The 25,193-nt window shown below is 28.5% G+C and carries 26 protein-coding genes and 1 pseudogene; 15 read left to right on the top strand and 12 right to left on the bottom strand.

Annotated elements, in window-relative coordinates:
• Positions 1-178: 178 nt before the first annotated feature.
• Positions 179-421, top strand: coding sequence for a hypothetical protein (locus CRU95_RS13500; RefSeq protein ID WP_129101644.1), 243 nt, complete (start codon positions 179-181; stop codon positions 419-421).
• Positions 422-1,707: 1,286 nt separating this feature from the next.
• On the opposite strand, the gene CRU95_RS13495 is transcribed toward CRU95_RS13500, so the two are convergent.
• Complete coding sequence (locus tag CRU95_RS13495) at positions 1,708-2,808, bottom strand: hypothetical protein (RefSeq protein ID WP_129101643.1); 1,101 nt, start codon at positions 2,806-2,808, stop codon at positions 1,708-1,710.
• Positions 2,809-3,007: 199 nt separating this feature from the next.
• Between CRU95_RS13495 and CRU95_RS13490 the strand changes: the two genes are divergently transcribed.
• The 3 genes from CRU95_RS13490 (at position 3,008) to CRU95_RS13480 (ending at position 4,956) form a co-directional block, all read left to right on the top strand.
• Positions 3,008-3,457 (top strand): DUF2059 domain-containing protein, encoded by a 450-nt coding sequence (locus CRU95_RS13490; RefSeq protein WP_129101642.1) that lies wholly within the window; start codon positions 3,008-3,010, stop codon positions 3,455-3,457.
• A gap of 129 nt (positions 3,458-3,586) precedes the next feature.
• Positions 3,587-4,507 carry a sialidase family protein gene (locus CRU95_RS13485; RefSeq protein ID WP_129101641.1) on the top strand — a complete coding sequence of 307 codons (921 nt, stop codon included), beginning with the start codon at positions 3,587-3,589 and terminating at the stop codon, positions 4,505-4,507.
• Between the two features lie 11 nt (positions 4,508-4,518).
• Positions 4,519-4,956, top strand: coding sequence for a nucleoside deaminase (locus CRU95_RS13480; protein WP_129101640.1), 438 nt, complete (start codon positions 4,519-4,521; stop codon positions 4,954-4,956).
• A gap of 1 nt (position 4,957) precedes the next feature.
• Here the strand turns inward: CRU95_RS13480 and CRU95_RS13475 are convergent, their stop codons facing one another.
• Positions 4,958-5,824, bottom strand: coding sequence for an aldose 1-epimerase family protein (locus CRU95_RS13475; protein ID WP_129101639.1), 867 nt, complete (start codon positions 5,822-5,824; stop codon positions 4,958-4,960).
• Between the two features lie 285 nt (positions 5,825-6,109).
• Here CRU95_RS13475 and CRU95_RS13470 point away from each other — a divergent pair.
• From CRU95_RS13470 to CRU95_RS13455, 4 genes and pseudogenes are all read left to right on the top strand, one after another.
• Positions 6,110-7,903: pseudogene (locus CRU95_RS13470) on the top strand (methyl-accepting chemotaxis protein); the annotation flags it as partial.
• Between the two features lie 123 nt (positions 7,904-8,026).
• Positions 8,027-8,578 (top strand): YqiA/YcfP family alpha/beta fold hydrolase, encoded by a 552-nt coding sequence (locus CRU95_RS13465; protein ID WP_129101637.1) that lies wholly within the window; start codon positions 8,027-8,029, stop codon positions 8,576-8,578.
• Positions 8,575-9,039 (top strand): ribonuclease HI, encoded by a 465-nt coding sequence (locus tag CRU95_RS13460; RefSeq protein ID WP_129101636.1) that lies wholly within the window; start codon positions 8,575-8,577, stop codon positions 9,037-9,039. The genes CRU95_RS13465 and CRU95_RS13460 overlap by 4 nt, the downstream gene beginning before the upstream one ends.
• A gap of 11 nt (positions 9,040-9,050) precedes the next feature.
• Positions 9,051-9,680: a LysE family translocator gene (locus CRU95_RS13455; RefSeq protein ID WP_129101635.1), complete on the top strand. Its 630-nt coding sequence runs from the start codon at positions 9,051-9,053 to the stop codon at positions 9,678-9,680.
• Positions 9,681-9,721: 41 nt separating this feature from the next.
• On the opposite strand, the gene CRU95_RS13450 is transcribed toward CRU95_RS13455, so the two are convergent.
• The 6 genes from CRU95_RS13450 to CRU95_RS13425 form a co-directional block, all read right to left on the bottom strand.
• Positions 9,722-10,648 (bottom strand): c-type cytochrome, encoded by a 927-nt coding sequence (locus CRU95_RS13450; RefSeq protein ID WP_129101634.1) that lies wholly within the window; start codon positions 10,646-10,648, stop codon positions 9,722-9,724.
• Positions 10,649-10,731: 83 nt separating this feature from the next.
• Positions 10,732-11,865 carry a cell wall metabolism sensor histidine kinase WalK gene (locus CRU95_RS13445; protein WP_129101633.1) on the bottom strand — a complete coding sequence of 378 codons (1,134 nt, stop codon included), beginning with the start codon at positions 11,863-11,865 and terminating at the stop codon, positions 10,732-10,734.
• Positions 11,852-12,514: a response regulator transcription factor gene (locus CRU95_RS13440; protein WP_129101632.1), complete on the bottom strand. Its 663-nt coding sequence runs from the start codon at positions 12,512-12,514 to the stop codon at positions 11,852-11,854. Before CRU95_RS13440 ends, CRU95_RS13445 begins: the two co-directional genes overlap by 14 nt.
• Positions 12,511-13,395 carry a cache domain-containing protein gene (locus tag CRU95_RS13435; protein WP_129101631.1) on the bottom strand — a complete coding sequence of 295 codons (885 nt, stop codon included), beginning with the start codon at positions 13,393-13,395 and terminating at the stop codon, positions 12,511-12,513. The genes CRU95_RS13440 and CRU95_RS13435 overlap by 4 nt, the downstream gene beginning before the upstream one ends.
• A gap of 22 nt (positions 13,396-13,417) precedes the next feature.
• Positions 13,418-14,350 (bottom strand): signal recognition particle-docking protein FtsY, encoded by a 933-nt coding sequence (ftsY, locus tag CRU95_RS13430; protein WP_129101630.1) that lies wholly within the window; start codon positions 14,348-14,350, stop codon positions 13,418-13,420.
• The gene (locus CRU95_RS13425; protein WP_129101629.1) at positions 14,351-14,893 is read right to left on the bottom strand and encodes a TlpA disulfide reductase family protein; all 543 of its coding nucleotides are present in this window, start codon (positions 14,891-14,893) and stop codon (positions 14,351-14,353) included.
• Between the two features lie 59 nt (positions 14,894-14,952).
• Here CRU95_RS13425 and CRU95_RS13420 point away from each other — a divergent pair, with 59 nt between their 5' ends.
• Both CRU95_RS13420 and rny read left to right on the top strand, forming a co-directional pair.
• Positions 14,953-15,495: a 5-formyltetrahydrofolate cyclo-ligase gene (locus CRU95_RS13420; RefSeq protein WP_129101628.1), complete on the top strand. Its 543-nt coding sequence runs from the start codon at positions 14,953-14,955 to the stop codon at positions 15,493-15,495.
• Positions 15,496-15,512: 17 nt separating this feature from the next.
• Positions 15,513-17,054 carry a ribonuclease Y gene (gene rny, locus CRU95_RS13415; protein WP_375153689.1) on the top strand — a complete coding sequence of 514 codons (1,542 nt, stop codon included), beginning with the start codon at positions 15,513-15,515 and terminating at the stop codon, positions 17,052-17,054.
• A 22-nt stretch (positions 17,055-17,076) separates the two neighbouring features.
• Here rny and CRU95_RS13410 read toward each other — a convergent pair whose 3' ends face one another.
• Both CRU95_RS13410 and CRU95_RS13405 read right to left on the bottom strand, forming a co-directional pair.
• On the bottom strand, positions 17,077-17,889 hold the full coding sequence (locus tag CRU95_RS13410) for an aldo/keto reductase (RefSeq protein WP_129101626.1): 813 nt from the start codon (positions 17,887-17,889) through the stop codon (positions 17,077-17,079).
• Positions 17,890-17,945: 56 nt separating this feature from the next.
• On the bottom strand, positions 17,946-18,803 hold the full coding sequence (locus tag CRU95_RS13405; protein ID WP_129101625.1) for a hypothetical protein: 858 nt from the start codon (positions 18,801-18,803) through the stop codon (positions 17,946-17,948).
• Positions 18,804-19,014: 211 nt separating this feature from the next.
• Here CRU95_RS13405 and rsmD point away from each other — a divergent pair, with 211 nt between their 5' ends.
• The 4 genes from rsmD to CRU95_RS13385 are packed head-to-tail and all read left to right on the top strand — an operon-like array spanning position 19,015 to position 22,718.
• Positions 19,015-19,605 carry a 16S rRNA (guanine(966)-N(2))-methyltransferase RsmD gene (rsmD, locus tag CRU95_RS13400; protein ID WP_129101624.1) on the top strand — a complete coding sequence of 197 codons (591 nt, stop codon included), beginning with the start codon at positions 19,015-19,017 and terminating at the stop codon, positions 19,603-19,605.
• Position 19,606: 1 nt separating this feature from the next.
• On the top strand, positions 19,607-20,407 hold the full coding sequence (locus CRU95_RS13395; RefSeq protein WP_129101623.1) for an ABC transporter permease: 801 nt from the start codon (positions 19,607-19,609) through the stop codon (positions 20,405-20,407).
• Between the two features lie 3 nt (positions 20,408-20,410).
• The gene (locus CRU95_RS13390) at positions 20,411-20,962 is read left to right on the top strand and encodes a manganese efflux pump MntP family protein (RefSeq protein WP_129101622.1); all 552 of its coding nucleotides are present in this window, start codon (positions 20,411-20,413) and stop codon (positions 20,960-20,962) included.
• A 40-nt stretch (positions 20,963-21,002) separates the two neighbouring features.
• Complete coding sequence (locus CRU95_RS13385) at positions 21,003-22,718, top strand: Na+/H+ antiporter NhaC family protein (protein ID WP_129101621.1); 1,716 nt, start codon at positions 21,003-21,005, stop codon at positions 22,716-22,718.
• 23 nt (positions 22,719-22,741) lie between these two features.
• On the opposite strand, the gene CRU95_RS13380 is transcribed toward CRU95_RS13385, so the two are convergent.
• Entirely contained in the window at positions 22,742-23,563 is an 822-nt protein-coding gene (locus CRU95_RS13380) for an SDR family NAD(P)-dependent oxidoreductase (RefSeq protein ID WP_129101620.1), read from the bottom strand.
• 65 nt (positions 23,564-23,628) lie between these two features.
• Here CRU95_RS13380 and CRU95_RS13375 point away from each other — a divergent pair, with 65 nt between their 5' ends.
• Positions 23,629-24,420, top strand: coding sequence for a TIGR02757 family protein (locus CRU95_RS13375; RefSeq protein ID WP_129101619.1), 792 nt, complete (start codon positions 23,629-23,631; stop codon positions 24,418-24,420).
• A gap of 31 nt (positions 24,421-24,451) precedes the next feature.
• Here CRU95_RS13375 and CRU95_RS13370 read toward each other — a convergent pair whose 3' ends face one another.
• A complete protein-coding gene (locus CRU95_RS13370; protein WP_129101618.1) occupies positions 24,452-25,138 on the bottom strand; it encodes a response regulator in 687 nt (228 codons plus the stop codon).
• Positions 25,139-25,193 lie beyond the last annotated feature (55 nt).

Here is a 25,193-nt window from a genome sequence, read left to right as displayed (position 1 = left end):
GTTCAACATCTCAATATTTTGAAAAAAAGAAATTGCCAGGATATTTAGAAGTATTATCACAAAAAATTAAAAATGGATTATCAACTAATTAAATATAACAAAACTTTGGAGAGAAATATTTGACCCTGTGGCTCAAATATTTCTCAACTCAACCGTTAGCTAAAAAAAGAAAACAATAATGAAAAGACTAATTATTCTTTGCATATTAATAGTATCTTTATTTGCCGAAGATAATAACGACATTTTAAATCTTAAAAATGCAATTATAGAAAAATCTCCCAAAATTTTATGTCAAAAGAATCAACTTTATGTAGAATGTTATGATATTGATCAAAATGATTGTACTACAATGATGGATATTCTTATCAAAGCATGTTGGAAACAATATGAAAATAAAATGGTAATGGCAAAAATCTGGTAACAGAATACTAATTTATTTTTTTTTCTCATAAACACCTAAAGGTCTCCGCTTTCTCTTACTTTGTGTGGACAAAGTAAGCAAAACCACCAACAGAGTTTCAAAGCCCTTTGGGTTCCCTCACTTATTATTTATCTTTCCTGAGTTACAAAACTCATAAATAAATGTGCATTTAGCACATTTATTTACTCAAACAGTTGTAACTCTTTTCCGAAAAGAGAAATAAACATTCGGCTTTTGCAAATGTTGGAATAAAAGGTGGGATAAGGACATTTGCATTTTTGATTTGTTTAGATTCTTTACTTTTATTTTCTCTAATTATTACCAGAGAGTTTAAACTTTTAAGATAAAGTTACAACCGAAGGTATTTCTTCCTACATCTGCAGGAGCCGAATGTTTGTTTTTCTCTTTTCTAAACAAGATTGGCAACTGTTTTAATAAGCGAGTTTTCTCAAAGAGAGTGCAAGCACAAGCCAAGCAGAAAAGATAAAAATAATAAGTGAGGGGAACCTTTGGCTCCGAGCCGTAGTTGCTTTTGCTTACTTTTCGTCAATACATGCTGGAACGAAGTGAGTAAATCCTGAAAGGTAAAAGTAAGAGAAGCGAAGAGGTTTACCTCTTCAAGAGAGTAGAAACTTGTATATATCATATACCACAAGATATTTGTTATGCTCAAACAGTTGTAAGCCTTTTTCGAAAAATAAAACAAACGCTCAGCTTCTATAGGGGTTGGAAAAGAGGGGATAAGGACATTTACATTTTTGATTTGTTTAGGCTTATAATTTCTATTTAGTAAATTTACAACTTATAGTTTGAACTTTTCTTCTTTCCAGACTTTGATGAAGCCGGAAATTAGATGTTTATTTTCGGTAACGCCCGAAACTGTTTGAGCGTTAAGAAGAGTGCTAAATGCACTCTTTAGCGAGTTTTGCAGGGCAGGAAATAAATATATAACTGTAGGGTAGCTTTGCCTTCATCAACTCGTCTGGTTGCTTTTTGTCTTACTTTTTACAATTAAAAAGTGAGAAAGCGAAGAACTTGTTCTTCAAGAGAATAAAAATTATTTTTATCAATTATAAATTATCATAAAGTATATTTCCAATCCAATTTATGATACAAAATATTTTTTACCATTGTTTTTGATAAGTTTGCTTTTTTGAAGTCATTAATAAATTTTTTATGACAAAAAAGAGTCATCATTTTTTTAACTCATTTAAGTCTAATTCTTCAATATATTTATTTCCCAAAATATTTTTCTTCTGATTAACTATCAAAAGGCAAACTTAGCTTTAGGCCATGATATCAATTGAGTTTACAACTCCTGCCCCTGAACCATCATTTTTCACAAAGATTCCATTGCTTTTTTGCACGGCAGTGGTTTCATTGATGGCAGTTTGATACTTAAATCCACTTTGAACATCTCCCAGATAAATGGCACCTACATTTTTATCAAGCAGTGAGACTAAAGAGTGTTGTCCTCTCTCATCAATACTCCATATTTTTAGTTTGTCAAAAACGGCATCATTTTCATCTATCCAGTTATTTCCATCGCTGTCATATTGTCTTAATTCTGCAAATCCATCGTTGGTATTTGGTCCAAACAGTTCACTGCCATTGTCAATTTTTCCATTTTCATTGTTATCCAAAGCCAGATATCCTGCTCCTTTCATAAGTTGAGGGATCATTTCGGTGCTTCCATCATTGTCCAAATCGAACATAAAATGCAGATTGCTTATGTTATCAAAAGCATTTACATCTTCATCATAGTTAATCACCAAAGGATCAATGGCTAGCTTTTGGTCTGTGAGTAATTTGGTATTTCGTGATTCGTGTAATTCTTTTGAAAAAGAGATATCGATATTAAAATTAAAGGTATTGTTCGGTGTTTTTATTGCAACTGATGAAGAAAAATCAATGGTCTGTTTTTGATGGTACTCTTCTTGGGTTTGAACGAGTGTCATTACTGTTTTTGTTTTTTGTTGGGGGTTATAAGGATTTGAAAAATCAGAAATAGATTGTTCTGATGTAGATGTTTGATTGGGATAGTGGAGTGCTTCTATTTTTGGGTCAAGTCGCAGTATCAGCATTTCAATCATAATTTTTTTGATGCGGTCTTCTAAACTGAGATGATCTTCATACTTATATATCGCACGATTATTTTGAATCATAATAGAATCAGAGGTTTCTATTTTTAAGCTGGATTGAACACTACTTTTCTCTGAATCATTATCTCCAGTAGAATTATTCGTAGAGACTATTGCAGAATGTTCATAGGTGGTTTTGTTTTGATAACTACTACTTATTGAATTTTCAAGAGATCTATTTTGTACTTGTTTAAGGGCAAAATCATTTTTAGAATAGAGTGAAACCTGTGAATTTTCTATAATCATTATTAATCCTTTAATCTAATTAAAAGAATTGTATCATTAAAAAAAATAATTGTCAATATTATTTTATTGAAAAAAAGTAAGAAAGAGGAAAGATTTACCTCTTCAAGAGAATAAAAATTATTTTTACTTGTTATAAATTATCTCAAAGTTTATTTCCAATACAATTCATAACAATATTTTAAAGAAATTAGGAGAAAAAATGAAAAAAATTATAAGTATGATCGTTCTTATGTTCTTATGTGGAACTACACTATTTGCAAGCCCTGCAAAAGAAGAGAGTGTTAGAGAGTTAATAGAGTTATCAGGTTCTAAAAATATAGGAAAAATGTTTATGAATCAACTATTGCCAAACCTAAAAAGACTTGCACCAGATGCACCTGAAGAGTTTTGGGATAAAATGACAAAAGAAATTGATATGGATAAAATGGTAGAGTTAACTATTCCTATTTATCAAAAATATTTAAATGAAGAAGATATCCAAGCTATAAATGAATTTTATAAAACAGAAGCTGGACAAAAACTAATAAAACAAACACCTCAAATAATGCAAGAATCAATGATAGCAGGTCAACAATGGGGTCGTGAAATTGCTCAAAAGATTGTAAAAGAACTTAAAGAAAAAGAATATATAAAACAAAATATGAAATAAACTATTTGTAAATAATATTCAAAATTTAAAACAAGGAAGGTAACTTTACCTTCCTCAACTCATCTACTTTTTTTCTTCTTTTCTATATAATATATAAAATTACACACATAGATAAACAAGGAATCATAAATGGAATTTCTAAAAGTTAAAAAAATATGGAATAAATCACCTCACAATGCATTTACTGATTTGATACGTTTTGGTGATTATCTTTATTGTACTTTTAGAGAAGCCAATGAACACATGTCTATGGATGGTAAACTTAGAGTCATAAGATCTAAAGATGGTAAAAGATGGTCTTCTGTTGCACTTTTAGGATTTGATGGTGGTGACGTTCGCGATGGTAAATTTTCAATTACACCTAAAAATGAACTTATGTTAAATGCTGGGGTGCGATTAGTTGAATCAATTGATGGTTTAAATACTCGTTCAATAACTTGGTTATCAAATGATGGCACAAAGTGGAGTGAAGTTTTTGCTTGCCCTACAGGTCTTGGAACTTGGCGATGGAGTACAACTTGGCATAAAAAGACAGCATATAGTATAGGATATACAGGGAAAGATAAACTAGGCTGTTTATATAGTACAAAAGATGGTAAAAAATGGAAAATAGTAAAAGATAAACTTTTCCCTACTAAAAACTCTTCTTGGAGTGAAAGCTCTCTAGTCTTTCTAGAAAATGGCGATTTATATGTACTTTTACGACGAGATTCTCAAAGTTATACATCAGTACTTGGATTTTCTAAGTTTCCTTATGAGGAATGGTCTTGGAGTGATTTAAATGTTCCTATTGGTGGACCTAAGATGATTTATATGGAAAAGCAAGATAAGTTTTTAGCTACAGTTCGTCTTTATGGAAATCAAAGTGCTAGAACATCTTTATGTTGGATTGACTATGAAAATGGAGAATTAAGAGAATCTTTAACTTTACCTTCAGGTGGTGATACAAGTTATGCAGGAATGGTATATGAAGAGGATATTTTGTGGATAAGTTATTACTCTTCACATGAGGGGAAAACATCTATTTATCTTGCTAAAGTTAGAATATAAAAGGCAATACTATGGACAAATTCTTACAAGCTGCAATTGAAGAAGCAAAAAAAGGTTTGGATGAGGGTGGAATACCTATTGGCTCAGTACTTGTTATTGATGATAAAATAGTAGGTCGTGGACATAATAGAAGAGTCCAAAATGGAAGCGCAGTTTTACATGCTGAGATGGATTGTTTAGAAAATGCAGGACGCATAAAGGCAAGTGATTATAAAAGAGCAACTTTGTATTCTACTTTATCACCTTGTGATATGTGTAGTGGAGCAGTTTTACTTTATGGAATATCAAAAGTTGTTATTGGTGAAAACAAAACATTTCAAGGACCTGAAGAGTATGTAAAATCAAGGAGAGTAGATGTAAAAGTTATGGATAATCAAGAGTGTATCAATTTAATGGAAACATTTATAAAAAATAATCCAGAACTTTGGAATGAAGATATTGGAGTATAAGTTATACCGAAATAGTATAACTACTTTCAAATATCTCATTTTCTAATAAAGTGATTATTCCTTTTTTGTTTTCAAGTTTTTTATTATGTCCTATAAAATCAGCAATACCATGCCAAGGCTCTATGCAGATAAATGGCGCACCGCTTTGTTTTGACCAAAGTCCAAGATAAGCAAAACCCTCAAATGACATCTTTATACTTTTATCATCTTTAGAGTTTTTAAAAGTGATTGTTTTGTTTTTTAGGTTTTGTATAACTAAGGCATCATCTTTAAAAAGCTCTTCATTTAAATGTAATTTATTATCTTCTAAATTAACTATCTCTTTTTTCTCAGATATACCATCTACAGTTAAAGGTAATCTTTCTAACTCTTTTGTATTTTCAAACTCTAAGTAATAATCACCTTTATTTCCTTTTTCCAAAGGCCAATTAAAAGCAGGGTGAGCACCTATTGAAAAATACATCTTTTTTTGAGATTTGTTTACTACTTTATATGATATTTTAAGAGAGTTATTTATTAATCTATAACTTAAATATAATTCAAAATTAAAAGGATAGATTTCAAGTGTTTCTTTTGAACTTGTAAGTTTAAAAGAAATGTAATCATTTTCTTTTGCAAAAACTTCAAATAATTTATCTCTAGCAAAACCATGTTGTCCCACTTTGTAAGTTTTATTGTTATAAATATATTCATTATCTATTAGTTTTCCAACAATAGGAAATAAAATAGGCGCATGACGATTCCAGTATTTTTTATCACCTTGCCAGAGATACTCAATAGAATCATTTCTTTTTTTTAGACTACAAAGTTCTGCACCAAAATCTTTTATTGAAACTTCTAAAATACTATTTGAAATCTTGTATTTCATGCTTTTTACCTTAGTGCTTTTTATAATGTGTAGATTCTATACTATTTCATATTAATAAGCAAATAATACTAATATTAATTATTAGTTTATCTTATTTTAATATAAATAATAATATTATAATTATTATTTAAGAAAAATATTAGAATAAAACTTAGGAGTTTATGGGTGTTTAAAAGTATTAGGGGAAAATTATTAGCACTGGTAATTTTACCAGTTCTATTAATAGTAATTATTACAACTATTGTAAGTATAAATTTAACTTATGATAATAGTGAAAAAATAATAGTAGAATTTGAAAAAAGTATACTCTATGAAAAGAAAGAACTTTTAAAAAATGAAGTTCTAACTGTATATACAATTATTGAAGCAATAATTGGAAATTCAAAAACTATTGATGAGGCAAAAAGAAAAGTTATAAGTGTGATATCTCAATCAAGATATTTAAACGGAAGTGGTTACTTTTTTGCATATGAAAAAAAAGGAGATGATTATGTGTTTGCATTTCATGGGACTAATCAAAAACTAAATGACACTATAACAGATATTACTAAACCTGATATAAAAGGGTTTCAATTTAGAAAAGAGTTAATTGATACTGCAAATGATGATAATAAATTTGTAGAATATTTTTATAAAAAACCAAATAGTGATGAAATTATAAAAAAACTCTCTTTTTCTAAATATGTTAAAGAGTTAAATTGGACTATTGTAACAGGAATATATGTTGATGATATAGAAAAAAATATTGCAAAAGAGAGAAAAAGAATAAATAGCGGTGTAAACTCTTTAATATATACTTTAATATCTATTATTACTGTGTTATTGATTGTTATTGTATTTGTTGTCTCTTTTATCTCTAAAGTAACTCTAATAAATCCATTGAATACATTTGAAGAGGGATTATTGTCGTTTTTATCTTTTCTAAATAAAGAGAAAAAAGATGTAAGTTTGATAGAAGTTACAACTAAAGATGAAATAGGTCTTATGACAAAAAGAATTAATGAAAATATAGTAAAAGTAAAACAGACAATAGAACAAGATGAAAAAGTTATTGAAGATGTTACAAAAGTAGTAAATGATGTTAGTTCTGGAATATTGACTAAAAAAGTAGAAGCAAAAACTACAAATGCAGTAATAAATGAATTAACTGAAGATTTAAACATCATGATTGGAAGTCTTTATAATACTATCAATCATACAATTGATGTTTTAAAATCATATGAGAGTAGAGACTTTACTAAGCAAACAACTATTTCATGTAAGGGTGAACTTTGTTCATTGACAAGTGGAGTGAATAAACTTGGACAAGAAATATCTATGATGCTAAAAACAAATCTTGAGAATTCAGAAGTATTAGATAAAAATGCAAATAATCTTACATCTAATATGAATAGACTAACTGTTAGTGCAAATGAACAAGCTGCAAGTTTAGAAGAGACAGCCGCAGCATTAGAAGAGATAACAGAGACTATGCGCGCAAATTCAAATAATATAAATGAACTATCTTCTAACTCTATATCACTAAGAGATGAAGTAAATAAAGGTAAAGAGTTATCTAAAAAAACAAGTAATTCAATGGAACAAATAAATGATAATGTAAATGCAATAACTGAATCTATTGCTATAATAGATCAAATAGCCTTTCAAACAAATATTTTATCACTTAATGCAGCAGTTGAAGCTGCAACCGCTGGAGAAGCAGGAAAAGGATTTGCAGTAGTTGCAGGAGAAGTGCGAAACTTGGCAACAAGAAGTGCAGAAGCAGCAAAAGAGATAAAAGCTTTAGTTGAAAGTGCGACAAAAAGTTCTAATGAAGGTAAAGATATAGTAAATATTATGTATGAGGGGTATGAAAAACTAAATGACAATATAATAAATACCACTTCTATTGTTGATACTGTTACAACAAATGCAAAAGAACAGATGATAGGAGTTGAACAAATAAACTCAGCAGTGGGACAATTAGATAAAACAACACAAGAAAATGCTGCAATTGCTTCTGAAATCAATGAAGTAGTAAAAAGTGTACACAGTATGGCTGATAAAGTCGTAGAAGAAGTACAAAAATCTAAATTTTAAAAAATAGTATGACTTTTTGTCATGCTATTTATCTAACAAAGTTATTTAATTATCAACTTCAAATAGAGCTTAAGTATAAATAATATAGAATACTCACCTTAAAAACAATTAAAAAGAGTAGAAATGATTATATATATACACGGTTTTGCCTCATCTGGACTTGGTGACAAAGCAGCACTTTTTAAAGAATATTTTGATGAAGAGTTAATCTCTCCATCACTTTCATATGTTCCCTCACTTGCTATTGATACCTTAGAACAACTTATTGAATCTTATCTTAGCTTAGAACAAGAGGTTTATTTAGTAGGCTCTTCTTTGGGTGGATATTATGCTATCTATTTAGCCAATAAATATAATTTAAAAGCAGTTTTAATTAATCCTGCCGTTCATGCATATGACACTTTAGATAAAATTGGAACAGCTACAAATTATTATGACTATTCAAGTTTTGAAGTTATAAAAGAGCATTTGACATATCTAAAATCAATAGAAGTAGCTGAAATAAATGAGCAATCAAATTTTATGGTATTACTTCAAGAAGATGATGAGGTTTTAGATTTCAATGATGCAGTTGAAAAATTACCAAAATCAGAGCTTATAATAGAGCAAGGTGGTAGTCATAGTTTTGATGAGGTTGAAAGATATTTTAGAAAAATAACTCTTTTCTTTAGATGAGTCCTTTAAAACTATTTTGTGATGGAAGTGTAAATCCCCAATCAAAAATAGGCTTTGGGGCTTATTTTATCTATGATGAGAATTTAAGTATACAAAATATAAGACTCAAAAAGTTTGAAAATACCTCTTCTACAAAGTTAGAATTAGAAGTTTTCCTTTGGGCTTTAGAAGATGAAAAAACCATAAGTAATGATATAATTATTTATACTGATTGCCAAAATATTTTAGGCTTAGAAAATAGAAGAGAAAAGCTAGAAGGAAACTTTTATAAAAGTAGTACTGGAAAAGAGATAAAAAATAAAGAGCTTTATAAAAAGTTTTTTGAAATATGTGATAAAACACATTGTAAATTTGTAAAAGTAAAAGGTCATAAGAGTTCAAGTCAAAAAGATGACATCGATAGACTTTTTAACTTGGTTGATAAAGCTTCACGAAAAGCTTTGAGAGAGTTTTTATCCTAGGAGATATTTATATGGAAATTTTTTCTAATATTATAATTGCACTGTTTATTTATATTTTGGGTATTACAAGTCCTGGACCTAGCAATCTTGCTATTGCTCAAACTTCAATATATGCAGGAAGAAAAGCAGGGGTTTATTTTGCTCTTGGAGTAACTATTGGTTCTTTTTTTTGGGGAATTTGTGCAGCTTCTGGTTTACAACCACTTCTCAATAAATATTCTGATATTTTGTATATTTTAAAAATCTTAGGTGGTTTATATTTTCTTTATTTGGCATATAACTCTTTTAAAATGCTTACAAAAAAAGAGTATAAAAAAGTTGAAATAAAAGAGTCTAAAAATTCTTATAAAAAATATTTTTTCTCAGGCATAATGATGCATTTGCTAAATCCAAAAGCGATTGCAGTATGGATTGCAATTATTGCAATAGCCTTGCCAAATGAACAAAATAGTATGTCAATATATTTCCCTGTAATACTTTGTTTACCTTTTGGAATAGTGATATTTATAGCTTACGCTTTTATGTTTTCTAACCAAAGAGTAGTTAATAAGTATTTTGATTTTAAAAAGTATATTGATAGTTTTGTAGGAGTTACTTTTTCATTGGTAGGATTTAAACTTCTTTTTGATGCCAATAAATAAAATAGGTGCTAAGAAATCTTTTAGCACCTAATTTAAAAGTATTATTTACCTGTTTTTATTTTTTGTAAATCAAGTCCAAATGCTTTGAAGTTTGATTCAACTGAGTGTTTTTCTTCATGTACTTTTGAATTATAATGTCCCATTTCTTCTTTTGGAAGTAAATGGTCTTTTAAATCAAAACTAGCTCTTGGTTGTGCATCAACAAAAAGTGCTACATCAGCAGCTTCTTGATCGCTTAATGTTCCACCTTGACCTAATGGCATATTTTCTTTAATCCAAGCTGGAGCTTTGTTAAGTTTACTCATACCAGCACCTGTATTATAAGATAGCCATTTACCATTTTTATCTTGTCCCCATAATGGAGGAAACACTGCAACACCTTCACCATTCATACCATGACATGATGCACATTTTGTTTCAAATATTTTTTTACCAGCTAAGTAGTTTTCATGAGTAGCTTTTTTTTGAATAGCTGCGAATTTTTTTTGTTCAGTTGCCCATCTTTTACTTGTAAGTACACTACATGGTCTATTTTCATCCATGTTGATTTCAAAACCAGTAGAAAGCCATGTAATATAAGCAGCCATAGCAACAGATGCTTCTGTATCAATAATTGGTCTTTTACCATCCATACTTCTCATATAACAGTTATTGATTCTGTCTTGTAGAGTTTGTACTGTTTTTTCTCTTTTTGAAAATGCAGGGAAAGATGCAGCTGTTCCTCTAAATGTTCCAATAGTAGTCATAGTCCCAGGTTTTCCGTCATTACCTATTAAGTGACAACTTTTACATTGTAGATTATTTCCTACTAAGTCTTTTGTTAGAGGGTGAGTATTAGTTTCGTTCATAATAGCTTCACCTAATTTTACCATTCTTCCCAATTCTCCATTTGGGTAATTTTTAGGTACTTCTGGTGTTTGTGCAAAAGCGATTAAGCTAAAAGCAATTAATAAAAGTAATTTTTTCATATTGTCTCCTTATTCTTTAGAGATATTATAACAATTGAATGTAAGTATAAAGTTTGTTTTTAAATATATATATTAAGGAAAGGTTAATATTTAAAGAAATATGTAAAAGTACTACCTTCTTCTAGTTTTGATATTACTTCTATTTTTATATCATTTTCTTCACAAATGTTTTTTACAATATTTAATCCAATACCAAAGCCACCTTTTATAGTGTCTTCCCTATAGTATCTATTGAATATTGTAGAAGTATCAATTATCCCTTTTCCAAAGTCTTGAATACAAAGTATGATTTGAGCTTCTTTTTTTAGTTTTATAATTATTCTTTTGTTTTCTTTAGAGTATTTAATTGCATTTGAAAGGGTGTTGTCTATTATTCTTTGTATTTGAGCACGATTTATAAAGATAAATAAATTATCTTCTATATCTAAATCAAAAGTGATATTTTTTGATTTTGCTAAACTTTCAAATAATTCAACTCTTTGTTTTAAAAACAAAGATAAATCTAACTCTTCTTTTGTAAAAGTTATTCTTTTATTTTTTATTAGATATTCTATATCCTCATATACAAAAAGAAGGTTTTTTAGCCCATTTAAACAGCGCGATATCTCCTTTGAGTCTTTTTGTTTTTCTTGAAGCATTTCAAGATTTATTTGTATTACTCCAAGGGGTGTTTTTAGTTCATGCATTGCATCATTAAAAAAAGCGTCAAGATAGTCATTTGCTTTTTTATATGGAGTAATGCTTTGTTTTAAAATTAAAAACAAAGAGATAAAAATAAATACACCAAGAATAAGAGTTAAAAGTGACATTTTTATATAAATTTCTTCATAAGTAAATACTTTTGTTACTATAAGATAGTTTGCATTTAGTCTATTTGGGCTTAGTGATACTTTTTTTATAAGTTGATGTGGTTTATTTATATCAAGTCGTTTATTTGTTGTAGAGTAGATTAATTGGTTATTTTTATTAAATAAAAAGCTATCAAAACTAAAAGATTTTGGAAAGTTAAAAATATCGCTTTTAGAATCAGAAAAGTCACTTATACTTCTTTGTATATTTGAAGTATGTATGTTTAAGAGTTTATCTTGATTGTATTTATAACTTTCAAGTTCACTTTGTGTATAAAAATATGCAGGTATACAAATAAGAATAATAATCAAAAAAGAGTAACCAAGGGCTAGTTTTAAAATATAATTCTTTGTATTAATCTCTAACAATCTTATATCCTAGTCCTCTTTGATTTAAAATAAATGTTTTAGAGGTTTTTGCTCTTATATTTTTTATGCATACTCGAATATCAGATTCATTTATATATTTATTATCCCAAACCTCTTCTCTTAGGGTGTCAAAGGTTACAAATTGGCTCTTATGAGTTAAAAGAGAAAAAATCACTTCATGCTCTTTTTTTGTCAAGTTTATGACTTCTGTTTTTCTTAGAAGTTCCATTTTATTAGTATTATAATAAAACTCTTCAGCAAGTTTGAGAATATTTTCATTAGCATTAAAATAGACTGATTTTATTACTTGCTCAACTCTATATTTTAACTCTTTTAATGAAAAAGGTTTTTTTATATAATCATTGCATCCTAGTTCATAACCCATACTTAGATTATTTATATCAGTTAATGAAGTGATAAAAATCACTGGAATGTTTTTTTCATCTTTTTTTAAAGTTCTAACTAAATCATAACCACTTATATTAGGAACTTTTATATCTAAAATCAAAAGGTGATAATTTTTTTCATAAATTGCATTTAGTGCTTCTTCTCCATTTTCAAAATCATCTACTTTATAATCAAGTGATTCTAAATACTCTTTGATACTTATTTTATAATCAAAATCATCTTCTAATAAAAGTATATTCATTGAATTATTACCTTACTATTTGTATTGATATATCTGTTTTCATAATTATTATTTAATTGAAGCTTTGAACTATTTTTTAATGAAATAATAAAATACCCAAGCTTTTCTCTATTGAGTGAATAATAGGTAAAATAGCTAAAAGCATTATCATCATCTGTAAAATATCCATAATCTTCTAGTGTATTTGTATTAAAATTTGTATTAAGTGTTTTTTTATTTACTAAAGTAAATTCACCAATTTTTGGATTATTTTTTAGTGTTGTTGCGATATTTAGATATTTATTATTTAGTAAAATATCTAGGCTATAGCCTTTGTCTTTTAACTCTTTTTCTAAATAATCAAAACCAATAATTACTTCAATAGAACCTATAAATTTGCCATCTCTTGGTATAGGAGAAATAGCTTTAATATTTAATCTTTTACCTAATTCAATAGAGACTAAAGGTTTATTTTCTTTTTTTACTTTGACTAAACCTTCTCTAAAAGATGATAATGGAATATCTTTTTTTGAAAAATCCCAACTTCTAAGATAGGTATTTAACTCTTTTGTATGAATTTGTACTTCAAAAAGACTATTTTGAAGTTTTTTAAGTCCATTTATTTTTTTATTTACTATATCAAAGGCTTTTTTTCGGTTATTGATTTCATAGGCATTTATAAGCTCTTCATCTTGTGAAAGTAAAATTGATAAAGAAAGGGCATATCTTTTTTCTTCTTCTAATAAATTTTTAGTTATTGCTAAAGAATTTTCAAGATTTGATATTAGTTTTTTTTGATTATTGATATTTAGCAAGATATAAAAGATAAAAGATACTAAAACTAAAGCAAGCAAGGATATAAAAAGAAAATACTTGTTTGACTTTGATTTTAATATATCCAAGGTATTTCCTTTTTATTATGATTTATTCTGAAATATATATTTCATCCAATAATGAATCTACAAAATTATCAGGAGAGAACTCAACTAAATCATTCATTGTTTCACCAACACCAATATAAAAAATTGGAAGTTCTAGTCTATTTGATATAGAAAATAGCGCTCCACCTTTTGCTGTTCCATCAAGTTTTGTTACAATAATACCATCAACTCCAACCATTTCATTGAAAGCTTTTGCTTGCTCAATTGCAGTATTACCTTGTGTTCCATCAAGAATCATAAGCTTTTGGTGCGGAGCTCCTTCTTTTGCTTTGTTACAAACTTTTACTATCTTTTTTAACTCATTTGATAGGTTTGTTTGAGTTTGTAATCTTCCTGCTGTATCAATTATAACATTATCAATATTTTTAGCAACGGCAGAAGAGATAGTATCATATGCAACTGCACTTGGATCATGTCCTTGTTTTGTTTTTATAATAGGAACTTCTAATTTATCAGCCCAAATAGATAGTTGCTCAATAGCAGCTGCTCTAAAAGTATCTCCAGCTCCTAAAATAACTGACTTATTGTCTTTTTTGTATAAATTTGCAAGTTTTGCAATGGTTGTCGTTTTACCTGCACCATTAACTCCAATTATTAGTTGAACAAAAGGAGAGGGTAGATTTTCCATATTAACATCAGGCGCATGTTCGAAAAGCATAACAAGTCTATGTCTTAGTTGCTTTCTATTTATCATCTCAGGAAGTCCATCCATAGCTTTTTCGATAATAGAATAATCCATATCAGCTTCAATAAGCAACTCTTCTATATCTTCAAAAGAGATTTTCTCTTTTTTTTGAGGAACTACTGATTTTATATTTTCAAATGTTTTTGATAAGGCAGAAGAAAAGAAACTTTTATTCTCTTCTTTCTCTTCAATTGTTTCCTCTTTTTTATCTTTTTTAAAAAAACTAAACATCTATTTTATTGCCTTTTGGATATCAACATCTATCATCTCTTCTGGAACTATTCCCACATAAGTTTGAACAAGCTTTCCTTTTTTGTCATATAAAAACATAGTTGGAATTGCTTTTACTCCACCAACTGCATCTGCAAATGTTGCATTTTGTTTTGAATTTGTTACAACATAATTAATATTGTACTCATTTACGAAATCTTTTACTTCATTATTTGGTTTATTATCTTCTAATAAAACAGAAACTATTTCAAAATCATTTTTGTATTTATCTTTTAGATGAATCAAATTTGGAATTTCAGCTTTGCAAGGCATACACCAAGTTGCAAAAAAGTTCACAAGTACGGCTTTTCCATTGTATTCTTGGAAAGCAAAGCCATCATCTAGCTTTTTTATATTGAGTGTTTGAGCATCTGTAGTAGTAAGTCTGAAATCTTTTACTTCTACATTTTGCACTTTTTTATCATTTTTTGAATTATCTGAGCCACACGCTGCAAAAAATATTGTTATAAAAAATGTTAAAAATGCTATTTTTTTAAACTGCATTTTAATTCCTTTTGGTAAAATATTTGAAGCTAAGAATTTTAGCTAACTAAGGCTTAAATATGTTAGAAAATCACAAGAGTGATTTTAGAAAATCGTGTATTAAAAAATTAAAATTTGTTAGTAGATTTACAAAGTGTTATAAAGATAAAAAAATAGTAGATGAAATATATAAAACTATTTGTGAATTAAAAAAAAAGAATGTTTTATTATATATTCCCCTTGACTTAGAAGTGGATATATATCCTTTGATAAAAAGATTAAGAAGAGAAAAAAAAGTTCAAGTTTTTGTACCATATATGGAAGGGCTTAGTTTTAAAGTAGTCAAATACAGACTGCCTTTAAAAACTAAAAAATTTGGTATAAAAGAACCTAATAATTCTTTTGCTAATGTTAAAATAGATTTAGCAATAGTTCCTGTTGTGGGGATTGATGGACTAAATAAAAGAATTGGTTTTGGAAAAGGTATGTATGATAGGTTTTTTTATAAACTAAAATATAAACCAACAATACTTTTTACTCAAAGAAAACTTTGTAAGACTTCAAAAATTTTAAGTAATAACTACGATATTCAAGCTGATATAATAATTTCTAGTAAAAGATAAAAGGTCATAATATGGATATGTTACTTATAGAAGGATTTGTAGTTGCTATTCTTGCTTCAGCAATTACATTTTTCGTGATTAAAAAGATAAATAAAGCAAAAATCGATATTTATATTGAACAAGCAAAAGCAAAAGCCAATGTCATAGAGCATGAGGCTGAAGTTATCTTAAAAGACGCCCAATTAAAGGCAAAGAGGGATTATGAAAGGGAATTTAAAAGTGCAAAAAGAGAATATGATGAGATGTTCTGTAAAATCGAAAGAAAAGAAAAAGAGTTAAATCATCATCTAGAATCAGAACTTCAAGCTATCAAAAAAGAAAAAGAAGAAATTGTTGAAAATAATAAAAAAATTGCTTCTTTAAAAGAAGGATTGAAAAGACAAAGTAAAACTTATGAAGAAAATATTTTAAAAACTTTAAAAATTTTAGAAAATGCATCTGGATTAACTGTTGAAGAAGCAAGAGAATTGATGCTTGAAAAAGTAGAAGAAGATTCTAGGGCAAAAATAGCTTCACTGTTTAGAAAAAAATATAAAATAGCAGAAGATAACGCTAAAAAAGAGATAAATAATATGCTTTCTCATGCAGTAACCAGATATGCAGGGGAATTTGCAGCTGAAAGACTTATAAACAATATTCCAATAAATGACGAAGAAACAAAAGGGAAAATTATTGGTAAAGAAGGAAGAAATATAAAAGCACTAGAGATGCTTTTAGGTGTTGATATTATTATTGATGATACTCCAAATACTATTACTATCTCATCTTTTAACCTTTATAGACGGGCAGTTGCTACAAGGACTATTGAAGAGTTGTTGGAAGATGGAAGAATTCAACCAGCTCGAATAGAAGAAATTTACAATAAAGTAAAAACTGAATTTGACAAAAATATGTTAAAAGAGGGTGAAGATGTTGTAATGGAGTTAGGAATTAAGTCTATGCATCCTGAACTTACTATTTTAGTAGGAAGATTGAGATATAGAGCTTCTTATGGTCAAAATGCTCTTAAACACACTCTAGAAGTTGCACATCTTGCAGGATTATTAGCTTCACAAATGGGCGGAGATGCTATTTTAGCTAGAAGAGCAGGGCTTTTACATGATATTGGTAAAGCCTTGACCCATGATTTACCAGGATCCCATGTGGATTTAGGTGCAGAAATGTGTAGAAGATATGATGAACCAGCAACGGTGATTAATTCTATTTATGCTCACCATGGACATGAAGAACCTATAAATGTAGAAAGTGCTGCTGTCTGTGCTGCCGATGCTCTAAGTGCGGCAAGACCAGGAGCTAGAAGAGAAGTACTTGAAAGCTTCCTAAAAAGAGTAGAAGAAGTAGAAAATATCTCAACATCTAAAAAAGGTGTTATTAATGCCTTTGCAATTAATGCAGGAAGAGAAGTAAGAGTAATAGTAAAAGCTGAACTTGTAAATGATGACGAAGCTATATTGCTAGCAAGTGAAATAGCAGAAGAGATTGAACAAAAAGTTCAATATCCAGGTGAGATAAAAGTAAATGTAATTAGAGAGATAAGAGCAGAATCTTACGCTAGATAATAAATGAAGTTAACTTCATTTATTAGTTTATAAAAGATGATATTATTTTTATATCACTTTTTTCCAACTCAAAAGAAAAAATATCCAAATCTTCTTTCATATGTTCTTGTGATGTTGTTCCATTTAGAGGAGTAACGCCTATTTGTGTTAAAAATCTATAAAAAATCTGCGCTTGAGTTTTTTTGTATTTTCTTGCTAAATTTATAACTTCTTCTGAGCCTAAAATATGAGGGTTGGCACTTAGTGTCCAAAATCCAAGATAAGTGATATTGTTTTCTTTACAAAACTCTCTTATGTCTTTATCATAATCACTATCTTTGTAAAATCTATTTTGAAGTATTGTTGGCTTTGTCTTTGCTTCTTTATATAAAGCTTTTAAAACTCTTATATCATAACAATTGCTTATACCGATATTTTTAGTTTTGCCTTCTTCATAAAAGCCCTCAAAAATCTTCCAAACTTTCATCAAATGAATAAAAGGAAAAATAGGTGAGTGTAGAATATAAGAGTCAAGATATGTTGTTTGAAGATTTTTAAGACTTACTTCAAATGAGTCTAAAACTTGTTTTTCTAAAGAATCTTCTGGATTATAAGGAATATTATTTAAATCTTGTCCATCTTTTGGGGTAAATTTTGTTTCTAAAAATATCTCTTCTCTTTTAAAACCTTCTTTATAAAGGTTTTGCAAAGCATCACCAATGCCTTTTTCATTATAGTGTCTAGGTTGACAAGCTGTATCTATAGCTCTAAATCCACTTTTTACAGCAAGTTCAACTAATCTTGCTGTTTCATTTTTTTTCCAGGCAGTTCCATATATAAGTTTTGGTATATTCATGGTAAATCCAATATTTTTATTTAATTATAACAAAAATATATTTTATGGGAATTATTTTAATTGTGACTTTTTATTCTTTGTAAAAACTCCAATTGATTATGTGATTGATTGTTAGCAACATTATTATGAGAAGTCTCTGCTTCTTCCTCTATACTGTTATTTAATTTTGCTTCTTTTAGGGCATCTTCTGCTTTAAATACAGATTCTCCTGCCATATTACTTTTAAATTTTGATATTTTTTCTTGGAGTTCTTCTATCATTTTAGTAAGTTCATTTTTATCATAATTCTTATCTTTTAACTTATCTTTAATTCTCTCAAGCAAGGTTTCAAATGCTTTTACTTCCTCAGGTGATATACCTGTTCTTAGTATTGATTTTATTTCTTCAATAATTTTGTCACTATCTTTTTTTTGTAATTGTGTGCTAAACTCTTTTACATCTTTTTGTGCTTTTTCAATTCTAGTGTTAATATCCTCAATTGATGGTTTTTCATTCATCTCTTTTACATCTTCAGCTTTTGTGATTGATTGTCCTGTAAGTTTTAGTTTAAATTCCCTAATTCTTCTCTCTATTTCCTCCATCATATCATTCAATTCTTCTTTTGTAAGATTTTTTTCTTTCATTTCCTTTTTAATCTCTTTAATCATATCTTCTAACATTTTTATTTCATCTTTAGTCATACCTGTTTGCATAACTGATTTAATATCTTCAACAAGTTTTTTCATATTTGCTAATATTTCTTCATCTGTTCGCGTGTTAGCCTTATCTGCTTTGTTTTGTTCTTTGTCTAAAGTAGTTTGAAAATCACTTGTGTCTTGTTTTTCATTTTTGTATTTACTTTTATCTTGAGAATAAGTATCTACCGAGTTTTGTGCAACTAAATTACTTTCAGTCTCTCTTGCATAAATAAACATAATCAATCCTTTACAAATGTATACATATATTTTACATCACAAAAAGAAATTTAAATATATCAAAGGAATAATAAAATAGTTAAATTAATATAATTTAAACTAATTTAAAGCATTGAAAATAATTATATATATTATTTAATAAAATAATCTCTATCCAAATCAAACCCTCAACAATATTTAACTATAATTACAAAAAATTAGTAGAAGAGTAATGAAAAAAAATATATTAACAACACAAATTATTGCGGGAAAATACAAAGGAAAAAAGATAGAGCTTCCTTCTTTAGATGTAACAAGAAGTTCAAAAGCAAGAGTTAAAGAGTCATTTTTTAATGTTCTTCAATTTGATATTATCGATAAAGTATTTATAGAAGCTTTTGCAGGTAGTGGAAGCATTGGTTTAGAAGCAGTTTCAAGGGATGTAAAAAAGTCTTATTTTATAGAATTAAATAAAAGTTCATATAATATCTTAGTAAACAACTGTAAATCTATAGATATAAATAAGTGTCAAACAATGTTGGGTGATACTTTTGTGCAATTACCAAGTATATTAAATTCACTAAAAAACTCTAGTGATGAGTTGATTGTTTATATTGATCCTCCTTTTGATTATAGAGATGGTATGGAAGATATTTATGAAAAATCATTTGACTTAGTAAAAGAGATTGAAAATGACAATATTCTAATGATATGTTTTGAACATGTTTCAACTGTAGAAGTTCCAGATGTATTAGGTAAATTTGAAAAATGCAAGTCTAAAAAGTTTGGTAAAACTACACTTACATACTTTAGGCTAGCTTAGTATGAATAAAGTGGCATTTTATATTTTAGCTTTTTTTGTAGCTATTATTTTTTTTATGCCACTTTTTTATACTGTGTCTGCTTATGAATTAAATCCAAGTAAAATATTACAAGCTCCTAGTTTATCCCATATAATGGGAACAGATAGATTAGGAAGAGATATATTTGCAAGAATATTAAATGGTGGTCAAACTTCTTTGATTATTGGGTTTTTAAGTGCTGCCATATCTTCTATCTTTGGTCTTTTTATTGGTATAAATGCTGGATATTTAAAGGGTAAGGTTGATAAAACTATTACCATAATTATTGATTTATTTTTGACATTTCCTACATTTTTCTTATTACTTGCTTTAGTATCTTATATCCAAGCTTCATCAATCATCTTGATAATAGTGATTTCAATAACTGGTTGGATGGGAATGGCAAGAATGATAAGAAGTGAAAGCTTTTCTATTGGTACAAAACCTTATATAAAGGTTCTAAATCTTGCCAATGTAAGTAGCCTTAAAATCATATTCAAATATTTCACACCACTTTTAGCACCTATTTTTCTTATTTCATTTACTTTTGGAGTAGGTGGGGCTATTTTAGCTGAGTCTGGATTGTCATTTTTGGGACTTGGTGTTAATTCTCCTGAAATGTCTTGGGGAAGTTTGTTAAGTGATGGAAAAGCTGTGCTTGATATTGCTTGGTGGGTAAGTTTTTTCCCTGGTTTGATGATATTTATAGTTACTTTTTGTTTGATGCAAATAAGTGATTTCTTACAAAGTAAAATAAATACAAAAGAGATACAAAAAGGATAAATTATATTAGAAGTTTTACTTTTAGCATTTGCATTGGCTATGGATGCATTTGCTGTTTCTATAGGTCTTGGAGTAAAGAAAAAAGAGTTTGACAAAGTCTTAGCTTTTAAAGCTGCCTTGTTTTTTGGGTTTTTTCAAGCTTTGATGCCTTTAATTGGTCATTTGGCTAGCTTAGGAGTAGGTACTTTAATAGAGTCGATTGATCATTGGGTCGCATTTTTACTTTTAAGTTTGATTGGTGGGAAAATGCTTTATGAAAGTTTTGGTGAAAATACAGAAGATGAGATAAGCCTTATCACAAATAAAGTCTTATTTATATTAGCTATTGCTACAAGTATTGATGCTATGGCTGCTGGATTTACTTTAAACTTACTAGATATTAACCCTTATATCTCTATGCTTATTATTGGGCTTGTTACATTTGTATTTAGTTTTATTGGTGTATTTATTGGTTCAAAAGGTGGAAGCTTTTTGGAAGACAAGGCTGAAAAACTAGGAGGTGTTGTATTGATTTGTATTGGACTTAAAATACTTTTAGAACATCTTTATTCTTAATATTTAACTATTTAAAATAAAATTTAACACGGAGAAAAATTTGAATAAATTAAAAAACAGTATATTATTTTTAGCATTTTTGCCAATTATACTGCTTGCAGATAATAAGGCAAATGCCGAGCTTTTTGGGGCTTGGACTTTAATCCCACCAGTTGTCGCTATTTTGTTAGCCTTTATAACTAGAAATGTAATATTTTCTTTATTTATAGGAATATTTAGTGGAACATTTTTAGTAAATATTGTAAATGGTGATATTTTTGCTGCTTTTGTTGGCGGTTTTATGGATATGGTTAGTAAAATGATTGGTTCAATGGCAGATTCATGGAATGCAGGTATTATTTTACAAGTTCTAACTATCGGTGGTTTGATTGCAGTTATTACTAAAATGGGTGGACCAAGAGCTATAGCAAAAGCTCTTGCAAAAAAGGCAAAAACTCCTGCAAGTGCACAAATTTACACTTGGGTGATGGGATTTTTTATCTTTTTTGATGATTATGCAAACTCACTAATTATCGGTCCTATTATGAGACCAGTTACAGATAGATTAAAAATAGCAAGGGAAAAATTAGCTTTTATTATAGATGCAACAGCTGCACCAATAGCTGGTATTGCTCTTATTTCTACTTGGATTGGATATGAAATCTCTTTGATAAAAGATGCTTATGCAACAATAGGGCAAGTTGATATAAATGCTTACTCAATCTTTGTGGATACGATTGCTTATAGATTTTATAATATTTTTATGTTGGCATTTGTATTTTTTACAGCATACTTTTTAAGAGAATTTGGTCCTATGCATAAAGCAGCTCTTAGAGCTGCAAGTACAGGAAAAGTATCAAGACATATAAGACATGAAGAAGAACATTTAAATCAAGAGTCTTCAACTATGGCTCCTAAAAAAAATGTAGAATATTCTATTTGGAATGCAATTATTCCAATTTCAGTTTTGATTGTAGTTTCATTTTTAGGATTTTATTTTAATGGTTTACATTCACTAGAAGGTGAGGCTTTAAAAGCAGTACAATCAGATCCTTATTCATTTGCTTCAATTAGAGATTGTTTTGGTGGAGCTGATGCTTCTATTGTATTATTTGAAGCTGCTTTATTTGCTTCAATTGTAGCTATAGCAATGGGAATGCAACAAAAAATATTTGACCTAAATGAAGCTTTAGAAACTTGGGTTCATGGGGTAAAAGCATTAGTGATTACTGCTGTTATTTTGATACTTGCTTGGTCTATTTCTGCTGTTATAAAAGAGTTAGGTACTTCTATTTATTTAGTATCAATCTTATCACACGATACGCCCCAATTTATTTTGCCATCTGCAATTTTTATTTTTGGTTCTTTAATCTCTTTTTCTACAGGTACTTCTTATGGGACAATGGGGATTTTGATGCCACTTACTATTCCTTTAGCAAATGCCATTGGAATAAATTATGGACTAGATACTAATGCTTTAAATGAGTATATTATTTTAAATATTGGAGCTGTTTTGACAGGTGCTATTTTTGGAGATCATTGTTCTCCTATTTCTGATACTTCTATTCTTTCATCTATGGGGTCAAGTTGTGATCATATGGACCATATCTCTACTCAACTACCTTATGCTGTATTTGTAGGTGTTGTTTCTGTAGTATTTGGATATATCCCAGCAGCTCTTGGAATTTCAGTCTCTTATTTGATTCCTATAGCTTTAGTAGTCTTATCCTTGACTGTAAGGTTTTATGGGAAAACATATTTGCCTAAAGAGGCATAAAAAAGAGAAGTATTACTTCTCTTTTAAATTTTATTTAATAGCATATCTAATAATTTAGTACTAAGTATTCTTTTTGCAAAACCTAGAATATAAGTTGCTTTTGTAACATAATATCTAGGTTTTGGATTTTTACTTTTCATGATTTTTAAAACAACCTTTGCCACACTTGAAGGTGGTAGATTAAATAAACCTCCATCATCCTTGCTCTCTAGTCTAGTTTTTAACTCTTTTTCATAAGTTTTTCTATGAAAACTATCTTTTATATTGATATTCTCATTAAACTTTTTAAGTGAGTTTTCCCTAAATTTACTAGTTACTGGACCTGTGTTTATAGTACTTATAAAGATATTATCATTTATAACTTCTTGTCTTAAGGTATCAGCAATACCTTCTATTGCATATTTGCTTGCATTATAAGCACCTCTAAATTTCAAAGAGATGATTCCTAGAACTGAACTGTGTTGAATAATCTTTCCATAACCTTGATTTCTAAATATTCTCATAACTTGAAGTGTAACTTCATGTAGACCAAAAAAGTTAGTTTCAAATTGTTCTTTAAGAGTATCTGTTGATACATCTTCTATCGCTCCTGGTTGTCCATATCCTGCATTATTGAAAACTGCATCTAAGTTTTTGTCTAGTTTTAAGATCTTTTCTAAAACTTCTGCTATCTCTGCTTGGTTTGTGACATCTAGTTTGTAAGCTATGAAATCCAACTCTTGCAACATAAGCACATCTTCTTTTTTTCGTGCAGTTGCATATACTTTATATTCATTGTTTTTTAAAAGTTTTGCTGTTTCTAATCCTATTCCAGAAGAACAGCCTGTTATTAATATATTTGCCATTTTTAACCTAATATTTTTTCTAAGATGCTATTATATCGAAAAAGATTTTACTTCCAAAGATGCCTATGAACAAAAAAGATATAGAACTCAAAAACCTATTAGATATAGAAGTTGCCAATAGAAACAATGACTGTGAATTGACACTAGAGCGACCAGACCCACTATTTATAGCAAAAAGACATAATGACGAATATATCTCACTTATTTGTGCACTATTTGCCTATGGAAAAGCATCTTTGATAATAAAGTTTTTAGATAGTTTGGATTTTTCACTTTTGAATAAAGATGAACAGAGTATTAGAAAAAGTTTTGAAAAACACTATTATAGATTTCAAAATAGCAAAGATATCCAAGAGTTTTTCATAGCCTTATCAAGACTAAAAAAACAAACAACACTAAATGAACTATTTGTGGAGAAATACAAAATAAATAATAATGTCTGTGAAGGAATAGATAACATAATAAGTAAAATAAATGAAATAAATCCACACACATCCCAAGGCTACAAATTCCTACTTGGGTCAAACTTTAAAAGAGATAAACAAAACAATATAAAACAAGTAGGAAATGCAGCATACAAAAGATGGTTTATGTATTTAAGATGGATGGTTCGAAAAGATAATTTAGATATGGGATTATGGAGCGGTGTATCAAGTGAAGACTTACTAATGCCACTAGATACTCATACTTTCAATGTATCAAATAAACTTGGACTTATAAGTAGGAATAATTGCGATTTATACGCTTCATATTTACTAACTAAAAAACTAAAACAGTTTGATAAAAATGACCCTATAAAGTATGACTTTGCGCTTTATAGAATTGGTCAAGAGAAGTTGATAGAATCTAATAAGTAGGTAATATAACTAATCACAACTGAAATTTATACTATATATCAGGGGTATTTGTTTTTAAAATATAACCTACACCTTTTATAGTTTGAATATCTAAATCTGGTACTTTCTTTCTTAGTCTAAAAAGTAATTGTCTTCTATTTTCATCATAAGTTGCATTGTCATGCCATAATGTTAAATCAACATATTCATTGGATATTACAGAGTTTTTATTTTGTATTAGCATATATAAAAATTGCTCTTCTTTTTTTGTTAGAGTTATCTCTTTATTATTTTTCAATAAAACTTTATTTTGTACATCGTAAACATATTCATTATCAAGTTTAATTGCTTCAATTTTATTATTGAGCCCAAAACGAAGAGAAGCTAGTTTTACTTCTCTAAGAAGATGAGCATCTAAATATGGTTTTACAATGTATCCTGTAAAGTTGACGCTAGAAGCTTCAGAGAGTGTATTATCATCGTGGTATGATGTTAAAAATATAACTGGAACATTGAAGTTTTTTTGGATAAGTTTTGCAGTTTCAATTCCATTTAGTTCCCCTTTGATATTGATATCTGCGATGATAATATCAACATGCTCTTTAAACATTGCCTCTAAAGCATTTTCACTTCTACTTGCAATAGCAACTACATGATATCCTGCCCATTCTAATGTTCTTTTCATCTTTTGTGCAGTTAAAGTTGTATCTTCTATGATTAATATGTTAATTTTTTTCATGTAAGTATTTTAACACTTCTGCGTTATATTTATCGTTATATTGTAAAAACATTAC

This window comes from Arcobacter sp. F2176 (assembly GCF_004116465.1).
Lineage (GTDB): Bacteria > Campylobacterota > Campylobacteria > Campylobacterales > Arcobacteraceae > Arcobacter > Arcobacter siniprincipis.
Note: the sequence above shows the minus strand (reverse complement) of the source record. Positions and strands in the feature narration are given on the sequence as shown.